Source organism: Falsiroseomonas oryzae (genome assembly GCF_027856955.1).
Taxonomy (GTDB): Bacteria; Pseudomonadota; Alphaproteobacteria; order Acetobacterales; family Acetobacteraceae; genus Falsiroseomonas; species Falsiroseomonas oryzae.
Window position 1 is genome coordinate 40,233 of sequence record NZ_JAPSMD010000007.1, and the last position, 11,403, is coordinate 51,635.

Sequence of the window (11,403 nt, forward strand, 5' to 3'; positions counted from 1 at the left end):
CGCCGACGGCCATCGCCTGTCAGAAGCGCGCCGCAAGGGCATCGCCGACGCCCGACACCTCGCGGCCATGCGGACGGGCGAAACTTCCCGCCGTCGCCTTGGCCGGGGCGATCCTGACCATCGCCTCCGCCAGCGGGACGGCGCAGGCAACCCCCTCCAGCACCGGCACCGGGACGCGTGTCTGCAGGAGCGGCGGCAGGCCGGCCATCACGGCACCGATCAGCACCACGGCATCCGCACCGTCGTGCTCGACGAGCGCCAGCGCTGTCGTCGCCAGCCTGTCCAACGCAGCCTCCGGCTCTGCGTAGAGCGCGGCCGGGTCGATCCCGACCGAGCGCACGCCTGCGAGGCGGCTGGAGAGCCCGTAGCCCGCCACCATTTCACGCATGACAATGCCCGTGCGACCGGATGACACGACCAGCCCGAAGCTTCCGCCAACAAGGCAGGCAGCGTGCAACGCGGCCTCCGTGAGGCCGAGCACCGGGCAGGACATCATCTGCTTCACGGCGCGCAGGCCGCTGTCGATCGCGGCCGCGACGATCACCGCATCACAACCCGCCCCCTCCCGCGCTACCAGGTCCAGGCTCGCGTAGTCGCCGATGACCATCTCCATCCGGCTGCCGATGACCTTCGCCCCGAAGCCCGCGGTCACGGGCTTGATCTCGGTTCCCGGTGACGCGGCGGCGCACGCGGCCTTCGCCATCCCGTCGGTGATGCCCGCCGAGGTGTTCGGGTTCGCGAGCAGGATCAGCATGTGCGTGGCCTCCTGACTGAAGTTGAAGTTGGAAGTTGGGGTTGAACCGGTTTCGTGGACACCCCGAGGCTCGATACCCGGCGGCCGAAGGGCTGACTTTTTGGCTTGAGGCGATGCCGTCGGTCGTGATTCATCAGCGTGCATGGCTTCGGGGAGCGGAGCATGCCGGCGCTGATCATCCGGGAGGATGTGCCACCTGCTGAACTGCGGCGGCTGGCGCGAGCCGGGGACGATTCGCGGGTGTCGCGGCGGCTGTTGGCGATCGCAGCGGCACTGGAGGAGATGAGCCGGGAGGCGGCGGCACAGATTGCTGGGATGGACCGGCAGACGCTGCGTGACCGGGTGATCCGCTACAACCGCGGTGGGCCTGCCGCGCTGTCCGATCACCGGGGCGACGGCCGGCCGTGCCGGCTGACGGAGGGCCAGCAGGCGACGTTGAAGGCGATCGTGCTGACCGGGCCCGAATCCCGAGGTTGATGGGGTCTCTACCTGGCGGCTGACCGATCTCTGCCGGATCGTGCGCGAGCGCTTTGGGGTCGGTTGTGACGAGAGCGGGTTGGGCAAGCTGCTGCATCGGCTCGACTTGTCCTGCCAGACGCCGCGGCCACGGCACGCCGAGACGGACCTCGCTGCCCAGGAGCGGTTCAAAAAGGGGCTTCGCCGCTGCCCTCGCGCAGATCACGGCCGACCATCCGGAGGCCGAGCGGATCGAGGTCTGGTTCCAGGACGAGGCCCGCGTAGGCCAGAAGGGGCGCATTGTCCGCCGCTGATTCCAGCGCGGCATGCGGCCGAGGATGCTCAAGGACCAGAGCTACCGATCGGTCTACATCTTAGGTGCCGTCTGTCCCGCCCGCGACACCCGCACCGCCCTGGTATTGACCCACGTCTCGGTCGTGGCGATGAACCTGCTTCTCGAGGAGGTCTCGTCGCAACTGCCGCCCGGCACGCATGCCGCCATGCTGATCGACAACGCCGGCTGGCACACGGCGAACGACCTGTGCGTCCCGCCGAACATCACCCTCGTCCATCTGCCGCCCGATTCGCCCGAGTTGAACGCCATCGAGAAGGTCTGGCTGTATCTGCACGACCGCTACCTGTCGGGGCGGCTGTTCGCCGGCACGCGCGCCATCGTCGATGCCTGCTGCGCCGCCTGCAACAACCTCACCGCCGAGATTGGCCGCATCCGTTCCTGACCGATTCCGATTAGGCCCGACACGTCAATCCATAGTCCGCTGGGTATGGTCCCTACCCGCTAACCGTCCACGGAACCGGAGCAACCTCAGATCCACGGTGGTGTATCGGGAGCGAGTTGGCGACCTGCGCGCCCAACTTGCTGACCGGACGAAAGCAACGACGATTGAAGCCCTCGAGACCATGCGGGCCCTGATGGAGCGCGTCGAGGTGCATCTCCCGTCGGCGCCCGGCGAGGGTCACCGGATCGAGCTGATCGGGCACTTGGCGTCGATGCTGCGGGCGGCCGGTGTCGGCGGCCGCAACAACGCAGCAAGCCCGCTGGCGCCGGCCAGCGGGCTTGATGTGTTCTTTTGTTCGGAAATTTGGAGATGCGGGGACGCGCAACCAACGATGCCAATACATCACGGTGGCCATCTGACCTCGGCGATTAAGCCAATTTGGAGGGTTGGGGCTGAAGGTTCGAATTCCCGCCCCGCCCCTGCAGGAAAGGAAACCGGGAAACGAAAGTCTCTTGCCAGAGGGTGCATCCACGGCAGGGACACTGCCCCCTTCGTCATGGCGGCTATCCGGGGCAACAGCCGCCATCGGTTCGATTGACGTTCGGCCGCACGTTCTAAGCGTCTGCCGGTGCGCAGTGGTCAGTGGCTTCCGCTCGCGGCGGCACGGCCGGTCTGGATTGCCCTCCAGATCCATTCAGGCTTGGCCGGCATGGGAATACTCGTTGCTCCGAATGGCGCCAGTGCATCGGCGATCGCATTCGCCACCGCGGGCAGCGCGCCGACACAGCCGGCTTCCCCCGCTCCCTTCACGCCGAGCGGGTTCGTCGGCGTCGGCACCGGATGGGCATCGACCTCGATATCGCAGATCTGGTCGGCCCGCGGCATGGCGTAGTCCATGAAGGATCCGGTCAGCCGCTGACCGGTCGCCTCGTCGAACCGGATGTCCTCGAGCAGGACCTGGCCGATCCCCTGGGCGACGCCACCATGGATCTGCCCGTGCAACAGCAGCGGGTTGAGCACGGTCCCGACATCGTCTACGACCGTGTAGCGGACCACGCGCGTCTCACCGGTCTCCGGGTCGATCTCCACTTCGCAGACATGGCAGCCATTCGGATAGTTCTCCACCTCGGCGCGATAGACCGAGGTGGCGGCCAGGCCGCCCTCCATCTCGCGCGGAACTTTCCCCGGGTTCATGCTGTCGCGTGCGACGTCCTTGATCGTCAGCGTGCGGTTCGTGCCGGGCGCAGCGAAGACGCCGTCGGTGAAGCTCACCTCCTCCGCCGGGACGCCGAACTGGTGCGCCGCGAGCAGCCGGGCCTTCGCGATCACCTTCTCAAGCGCGCCGTTGAAGGCGGAGCCCGAGAGCGTGGCGGAGCGCGACCCGCCGGTCCCCTGCCCGAAGAAGACCTTGTCGCTGTCGCCCTGCACGTAGTCCACGTCCTCCGGCTCCAGGCCGAGCCGGCTGCAGGCCAGCTGCTTGAAGACAGTCTCGTGCCCCTGGCCATGCGAGATGCTGCCCGAGAGCAGCGTCGCCGCGCCGGAGCGGTCGAAGCGCACCTCGGCGCCCTCGAAGCCGAGCGTGCCGGCCCGTTCGATCGAATAGGAAACTCCCATGCCGCGCAGCCTGCCCCGTCGTTCCGACTCCTCCCGCCGGCTTGCAAAGCCATCCACGCGAGCCAAGTCGAGGCAGGCCTGCAGGACGGCCGGAAAGTCGCCGCTGTCGTAGGTGAAGGTCAGGCCGGTCCGGAACGGCATCGCCTCCGGCGGGATCATGTTCCGTCGGCGCAGCTCCACGCCGTCGATGCCGGTCCGCCGCGCGGCGAGGTCCACCAGGCGCTCGATCACATAGGCCGCTTCCGGCCGGCCGTTCCCGCGGTATGCGCGCACCGGATTCGTGTGCGTGTAGACAGCGGTCACCTCCGCATGGATGGCAGGCGTGCGGTAGACGCCGGCCAGCGTGCCGAGATTGTTCAGGAAGTTCGCCCCGCCCTGCTGCAGGTGCGCGCCGATATTGGCGATGGTGCGTACCCGCATCCCGAGGAAGATGCCGTCCGCGTCCAGCGCCAGCTCGGCTTCGGTGACGTTGTCGCGCGCGTCGGGATCGCCGAGGAACGCCTCGGATCGCGTCTCGACCCACTTCACGGGCCGCCCCGTCAGCTTCGCTGCGAGCAGGACGAGCGGGCTCTCGTTGAAGACGGCCGTCTTCTGGCCGAAGCTGCCGCCTTGGTCGCCGGTAATCACGTGCACGCGGTGCTCCGGTACGCGCATGACCTGCGCCAGCTCGGCCCTGAAGACGTGCACTCCCTGCGTCTGCGCATGGATTGTGTAGCGGCCCGAGCCGGGGTCGAACTGCCCTATGCAGGCCCGCGTCTCCATCGGCGCTGCCGTGACGCGGTTGATCGCGAAGGCGCCACAGACGACATGCGCGGCCCGCGCGAAGGCCGCCTCCACCGCCGCCGCGTCGCCCGCCGCGCGGACGAAGCAGATATTGTCCTCGCAATCGTCCCAGACGCGCGGCGCGCCGGGCTGCAGCGCCAGCCGGGCCGAGGTGACGGCCGGCACCGGCTCGTAGCCGACCTCGATCGCTTCGGCGGCGTCGGCGGCCAGGGCTGCGCTCTCCGCGACGACCATCGCGACGTAATCGCCCACCCAGCGGACACGATCCGAGGGCAGCGAGGGATAAGGCGCGACATGGCCGGGCCGGCCATCCCGCAGCTTCTGGTCCCGCGGGACCGGCAGGTCGCCCCAGCCCGAGGCCGCCCAATCCGTGTCCGTCAGCACCAGCAGCACGCCAGGCATCGCACGCGCGCGGCGCGCATCCACGGAGACGACGCGCGCATGGGCGTGCGGCGAGCGCAGGACATGCGCGAAGGCCATGCCGGGAAGCAGGATGTCGTCGAGGTATCGGCCGCCGCCGCGCAGTAGCCGCGGGTCCTCGACGCGCGGCACTGCGCGTCCAACGGCAAACCGGTCCATCCGCCTCTCCACGCGTCGTCCGGCGCGCCGCGCGATCCGGCCGACGCGCCATGCCGACGAACCGTAGTGGAGAGTGATCAGCACCCGCAAGGCGGCGCGGCGGGCGATCGTTTCGTTGCGCCGAATGGCGTTCCTGGTCATCATCGGCGCGATGGACACGGCACGGCAGGTCCGGCACGGCCGATCCGTCGCGCAACCTGCGCCGGAGCAGCCCGATGCGTCGTCGACACCTCGTAAGCGGCATCGCGACCCTTGCAGGCCTGCCGCCTCTCGCCCGGCCCACGCTCGCGCAGAGCCAATGGCCCACCCGTCCGATCACGCTGATCGTGCCCTTCCCGCCAGGCGGCCAGGCCGACATCGCGGCGCGCGGCATCTCGGCCTCGCTAGAGCAGACCCTTGGCCGTCCGGTGGTCATCGACAACCGCGGCGGCGCCGGCGGCGGTTCGGTCGGCAATGCCGCGGCGGCCCGGGCCGCGCCCGACGGCTACACGCTGCTCGTGACGCTGGCCTCGCTCGCGGTCCTGCCCGAGGCGGACCGGCTGTTCGAGCGGCAGCCGAGCTACGAGGTCACGCAGCTGGAGCCGATCGCACGGATCATCGGCGATCCCTTCTTCCTCGCCGTGGCGGCGGGCTCGCCCTGGCGCAGCGCGCACGACTTCATTGAGGATGCGCGCCGGCGTCCTGGGGCCATTAGCTACGGCTCGTCTGGCTCCTACGGCGTCGTGCACGTGGCGATGGAGATGCTGACCGCCGCCGCGGGCGTCCAGCTGCTGCACGTGCCTTTCCGGGGCGGAGCGCCGGCCATGACCGCGCTACTGTCGGGGACCGTTGCCGCCCTCGCCACCTCGCCCGGCATCGTCAGGCAGCATATGGAGGCCGGCCGCGTTCGCGCGCTGGCGAGTTGGGGCGCTGAGCGCCTGGCCGAGCATCCTGACGTGCCGACACTGAAGGAGCTAGGCTGGAGCGACGTGGAGTTCCTCGGCTGGGCCGGCCTCTTCGCGCCGCGCGGCGTACCCGCGCCGGTCCTGTCGCGCCTGCGCGAGGCGATGCGGACAGCCATGACCAGCCCCGAGGTCCTGCAGGTGTTCCAGCGGGCGGGCAGCCTTCCCGCCTATCTCGACACGCCGGAGTTCAGCCGCTTCCTGGAAGCCGACAACGCTCGCCTCATCGCGACCGTGAGGAAGATCGGCAAGGTCGACTGAGCGGCGCCGCGGCGCGTTCCGCCTGACAGTCCTGCATCACGGATTCGTCCACGCAGTGAGGATCCGTCGGGGACGCGCGGCCAGATTCTAGGCCGTAGCATTGCGTGGCCGGTGCAGCCGTTCCGCGGCGAGGTGTCGTGGCCGCACGTGTCGATCGCCGTCCTTTGTCGCTTGATGCTGGTTGCTGGTTAGCATAGCGTTTCAGTGTCCGCTGAAGATCCAACGCCAAGTTGGATCGTCATGGCCGTGCACCGCAGCCGTCGGGATGCGCATTTCTCCGCGGTTGGGACTAGTGGCAGAGCTTGATTTCTCTCACGAACAGCGCCCACTCGACAGGCGAGCAGGAACGGAGCGGATGAGCATGGCGGTATCGCGTCGCACCCTGCTGAAAACCTCCGGGACCGCGCTGCTCCCCTTCGCCGCGCCGTCCATCGGCCGGGCCAACGAGGCGCGCATCCTCCGCTTCGTCCCGCAGGCTAACCTCTCGGTGTTCGACCCGGTCTGGAACACTGCCGCCGTCACCATCGCCCATGGCTACTGCGTTTTCGACACGCTGTACGGCGTGGATGCGCAGCTCCGGCCGCGGCCGCAGATGGCAGCGGGCGCGACCGTGTCGGACGATGGTCGCACCTGGCTGGTCACGTTGCGGGACGACCTGCGCTTCCACAACGGCGAGCCGGTGCGAGCACAGGACTGCGCCGCTAGCCTGGACCGCTGGAGTAAGCGCGACACGTTCGGGCAGACGCTCGGCGCGGTGGTGGACAGCTTCGGCGCCGCCGACGACCGCACCGTGCGCGTGACGCTGAAGCGTCCCTTCCCGCGCTTTCTCGACGCGATCGGCAAACCTCATTCCTCGCCGGCCTTCATCATGCCGGAACACCTGGCGCGCACCGATCCGATGCGGCAGGTGACGGAGATGATCGGCTCCGGCCCCTTCCGGTTCAGGGCATCGGAGTACGTCTCCGGCTCTCGCATGGTGTACGAGCGGTTCGAGGGCTACGTGCCGCGCGAGGAGCCGGCCGAGTGGACCTCCGGCGGCAAGCGTGCGCATGTGGACCGGGTGGAATGGCGGGTGATGCCGGACCCGGCGACTGCGGCGGCGGCCCTGCAGCGCGGCGAGATCGACTGGTGGGAACAGGCGATGCCGGATCTGATCCCGGTCCTGCTGCGCCGGGGTGGCGTCCGCGTGCAGCCTAAGGACCAGTACGGCTTCGTCGGCCTAGGCCGCTTCAACGTCCTTCACCCGCCGTTCAACAACGTGCAGCTACGCCGCGCCGTCCTCTCCGCCATCAGGCAGGAGGACTACATGCAGGCGACCGTGGGGCCTGAGGCTCCCGACGCCTGGCGGCGCTGCTTCGCGATGTTCACGTGCGGCATGCCGGGAGTGAATGAGGAAGCGGCCCCGATCATGCGCGGGCCGCGCGACCTGAACAGGGCGCGCGAGGCGGTGCGGGCCTCCGGCTACGCCGGCGAGAGAGTCGTGATCATCAACCCCACGGACCTTCCGGTGATCGGGCCGCACGGGCACGTGACCGCCCAGCTCTTCCGCTCGCTGGGCCTCAACGTGGATCTGCAGGAGATGGATTGGGGCAGCGTGCTGCAGCGCCGGATCTCGCGCGAGCCGGTCGAGCGCAACGGCTGGAGCTTCTATCACACCAACCTGCCGGGCGTAGCAATCGCCAACCCCGCGCTGAACACGGCGATCCGCGGTGACGGCGCCTGGCCCGGCTTCTTCACCGATGCCGAGACCGAGCGGCTCACCGCGGAATGGCTCTTCGCGGAGGCGCCCGCGCAGCAGCAGGCGTTGTTCGACGCCGTCCATCGTCGGGCACTGGACCAGGTCCCGACGATACCGCTCGGGCAGTTCTTCGTGCGCACCGCCTTCCGCGATCAGGTGAGGGGCGTACTGGACGGGTCGGTCGCCTACTTCTGGAACGTCCGGAAGGAATAGGCGTGACAGGAACGGGTCAGCGGGGGCGGACTGCGGCGGCCCCGCGGCGGTCCGCCACCGGGTCCGGCGCTTTGCCGTCCTGAAGCCTCCACACAGGGATCGAAGCGCCATGTCCAACGACGAGCTCTGCCACCTGTCCGCGACCGAAGCGGCGCGGCTGATCGCAAGCCGCAGGCTCTCGCCCGTGGAGCTGACCGAGGCCGTGCTCGACCGCGCCTGGCGGCTGCAGCCGCGGCTCAACATGTTCCAGTTGCTGACCGAGGAGGATGCGCGGCGCGACGCCAAGGCGGCGGAGGCGGCAGTCATGCAGGGCGCGGCGCTCGGACCGCTGCACGGCGTGCCCATAACGGTCAAGGACAATTTGGCACTTGGCGGCAAGCCGCTCCGGCAGGGCTCGCTGATGACGGAGGGGGTGGTGGCGGGGGCCGACGCCGTTACCGTTGCGCGCGCGAAGGCGGCCGGCGCAATCGTCATCGGCAAGACGACACTGCCAGAATTCGCGCACAAGGTGCTGACCGATTCGCCGCTGCACGGGGTCACCCGCAATCCGTGGAGACCCGCGCACACGCCGGGCGGGTCGAGCGGCGGAGCGAGCGCGGCGCTCGCGGCCGGCGTCGCGCCGCTCGCAATCGGGACCGATGGCGGCGGCTCCATCCGCTGCCCGGCCTCCTGCACCGGTATCGTGGGCCTCAAGGCAACGCTCGGCCGGGTGCCGAACGATTCAACGCCCGACGGCTTCTCGAACTACTCGTTCACCGGGCCGATGGCGCGCAATGCGGCGGACACCGCGCTGCTGCTCTCAGTCCTGGCCGGGCCGCTTCAGGTGGATCCCTGGTCGCTGGCGCTCCCGAAGCCCGCCGTGCGGGCGCCAGACCCGACAGCCAGGGGTGTGCGGATCGGCTGGATCGAGCATTTCGGGCGTTACCGCACCGACCCCGAGGTCGCCCGCATCACCACTGCAGCGGTCGGCCTGCTGGCGGAGCGGGGAGCGATCGTCGAGCCGCTGCAGGATCCGTGCTTCGACGACGTCTACGACACCTACGCAGTCATCGCGAGCACCGCCCATGCTACGCGCATCGGCGCCCTGGCGGAGCGCTTCCCCGCCGAGATCACCGACTCGCTCCGTACCAGCATCGCCCGCGCCGCGCGCTGGTCCGCGGTGGACTGGCAGCGTGCCGCCGACCGGCGGACGGCGCTGTTTCGTGCCGTGCAGCGACTGTTCGCCCGGTTCGACGTCCTTGCGACCCCGACCATGACGGCTCCCCCGCCCTTGGTCGATGCCGGGGGCTCGGTGGCCAGCGAGATGTATGCCGAATGGGCCGCCTGCCTCTATCCGTTCAACCTGACGGGGCATCCCGCCATCTCGGTCCCAGCCGGCTTCACAGCCAGTCGGTTGCCGGTCGGGCTGCAGCTCATCGGCCCCTGGCATGGCGAGGACGCCCTGCTGGACCTTGCCGCCTGCCTCGAAGCCGGACGGACGCCGCCATGGCCCGCCGGGTTGGACCTGTCCGCCCAGGGATGAGGTGGTGGCCGCGCAACGCCGCGGCGTCGCGGCTTGCGCGCCGCCGGCTCGCAGTGTGACGCTATGCCGACCATTCTTTCTCTTGACCAGCCGGTCAGGGCGGCCGGCGTGGCAAGGTTCGAACCGCAATCGCCAGGGTGATGACCATGGATGTCGCCAGCACGCAGACCGATGCCGTCTTCACTTGCGCCGATCCAGCTGAGCTGGAAGCACGTCGCCAGCTGGCGGCCTGCTACCGGATCTTCGGGCGGCGCAACATGGACGACCTGATCTACACCCATCTCTCCGCCCGCATCCCGGGCCGCGAGGGCCGTTTCCTGTTCATCCCGTTCGGGATGCTGTTCGAAGAGGTCACGGCGTCGAACCTGATGGAGGTGGATATCGAAGGTCGTGACGTCGCGAACAGCGGACGCGCGGTGAACCCGGCCGGTTGGATCGTGCACCGCGTCGTGTATGAAGCCGTTCCTTCGGCGCAATCGGTGATGCACCTGCACACCATTTGCGGCACGGCGGTATCGGCGCAGGCCGCCGGCCTTCTGCCGATCAACCAGTTCGCCGTCACCTACAGCGGCAAGATCGGCTATCACGACTATGATGGCCCCGGCCTGCGGCCGGAGGAGCAGAAGCAGTTCATCGCCGACCTCGGCGGCCGGCCGATGATGTTCCTACGCAATCACGGTACGCTGACACAAGGCCGCAGCATCGCCGAAGCGTTCACCTTGATGCACTACCTGGAGCGGACCTGCGAGATCCAAGTCGCGGCGCAATCCGGTGGCGCTGCGCTTGCGATGCCGACACAGGCCGTCATCGACACCACGGTCGCCACGGCGCAGGGCGTGGGCGACCGCAGCTTCGGGGATGTCGGCTTCCAAGCCGTATTGCGCAAGCTCGACCGCGAGGATCCGGCTTACAAGACTTGAAGCTGGATGGGGTGCTACTGGGATCGAACAGTCTCTGGTCCGCGGTGCCCGAGCGGCGTGGCTCTCAAGCGCCAACTGACGTTCGCGCCGACCGCGCCCGCGGCCGTGCAGTAGAAACCGAGGGGGCCTTCCGCACGCCGATCCAGGGTCCCGTTTGCGTGCCGATTGACAGCTGTTCGAGGGCGTTGGCTCCGCCGTCGCCGATCAGGGTGTCGTTGCCAGAGCCGCCGAACAGCGCCTCGAAGCCCGAGATGCTGTCGCCCTGCGCGTGGCCGCCCGATGCGGTGCCGAGCCCGAGGTTGACCGAGACGCCGGTGCCGTCGGAACGGTAGGTTAGCAGGTCGATTCCGTCTCCGCCGACCAGACTGTCGCCGCCGGTGCCGCGGGAAATCGCGTCGTCCTCGTTGCCGCCGGAGACCGTATCGTCGCCCGCATTGCCGAAAAGACTGTCGCGGCCGGTGCCGCCGAAGATCACGTCGTTGCCGCCGCCCCCGCTCAGCGAGTCGGCGTCGGCGATGTTGTTCGCGCCCGGATTGGTGTCGGCGCCGGCAGCGCCCAGCAGCGTCTCGGCGCCCGAACCACCGGCGGCTAAGCCCGACAGGTTTCCGCCTGCAACGATCAAAGTCATGCTCGACCTCCACCAACCCGGCGCTCGGCCCAGTTTCAGCCGCCGCTTCCGCCGTCAACCCTGTCTGCCCCGCCGCCGCCAACCAGCAGGTCGAGGCCGCCGCGCTGGCACTCGCGCCCGGGGGCGCTGAGCCCCCGGCCGCGTCAGCCTCGCCCCATCACGACAGGACCCAGATGTCGCTCTCCAGCACCGCCGGCACGCCGGTGAGGAAGGCGACCAGCACGCGGGGCGCGGCGCCGGTGCCGTCCGGGTCGAAC

At 69.2% G+C, this 11,403-nt stretch carries 7 protein-coding genes and 1 pseudogene; 5 read left to right on the plus strand and 3 right to left on the minus strand.

Annotation, left to right across the window (positions count from 1 at the left end; all coding sequences use genetic code 11):
• Window positions 1-19 precede the first annotated feature (19 nt).
• Entirely contained in the window at window positions 20-754 is a 735-nt protein-coding gene (locus OZN99_RS02155; protein WP_270933521.1) for an aspartate/glutamate racemase family protein, read from the minus strand.
• 162 nt (window positions 755-916) lie between these two features.
• Here OZN99_RS02155 and OZN99_RS02160 point away from each other — a divergent pair.
• Window positions 917-1,947: pseudogene (locus OZN99_RS02160) on the plus strand (IS630 family transposase).
• 639 nt (window positions 1,948-2,586) lie between these two features.
• On the opposite strand, the gene OZN99_RS02165 reads toward OZN99_RS02160, so the two are convergent.
• Window positions 2,587-4,923: a xanthine dehydrogenase family protein molybdopterin-binding subunit gene (locus tag OZN99_RS02165; protein WP_270933522.1), complete on the minus strand. Its 2,337-nt coding sequence runs from the start codon at window positions 4,921-4,923 to the stop codon at window positions 2,587-2,589.
• A gap of 215 nt (window positions 4,924-5,138) precedes the next feature.
• Between OZN99_RS02165 and OZN99_RS02170 the strand changes: the two genes are divergently transcribed.
• From OZN99_RS02170 to OZN99_RS02185, 4 genes are all read left to right on the plus strand, one after another.
• A complete protein-coding gene (locus OZN99_RS02170) occupies window positions 5,139-6,125 on the plus strand; it encodes a tripartite tricarboxylate transporter substrate binding protein (RefSeq protein ID WP_270933523.1) in 987 nt (328 codons plus the stop codon).
• A gap of 265 nt (window positions 6,126-6,390) precedes the next feature.
• Window positions 6,391-8,076, plus strand: a complete 1,686-nt coding sequence (locus tag OZN99_RS02175) for an ABC transporter substrate-binding protein (protein WP_270933524.1) — start codon at window positions 6,391-6,393, stop codon at window positions 8,074-8,076.
• A 184-nt stretch (window positions 8,077-8,260) separates the two neighbouring features.
• Window positions 8,261-9,598, plus strand: a complete 1,338-nt coding sequence (locus tag OZN99_RS02180) for an amidase (protein WP_270933525.1) — start codon at window positions 8,261-8,263, stop codon at window positions 9,596-9,598.
• 146 nt (window positions 9,599-9,744) lie between these two features.
• The gene (locus OZN99_RS02185) at window positions 9,745-10,518 is read left to right on the plus strand and encodes a class II aldolase/adducin family protein (RefSeq protein WP_270933526.1); all 774 of its coding nucleotides are present in this window, start codon (window positions 9,745-9,747) and stop codon (window positions 10,516-10,518) included.
• Between the two features lie 64 nt (window positions 10,519-10,582).
• On the opposite strand, the gene OZN99_RS02190 is transcribed toward OZN99_RS02185, so the two are convergent.
• The gene (locus tag OZN99_RS02190; protein WP_270933527.1) at window positions 10,583-11,146 is read right to left on the minus strand and encodes a calcium-binding protein; all 564 of its coding nucleotides are present in this window, start codon (window positions 11,144-11,146) and stop codon (window positions 10,583-10,585) included.
• Window positions 11,147-11,403: the final 257 nt, after the last annotated feature.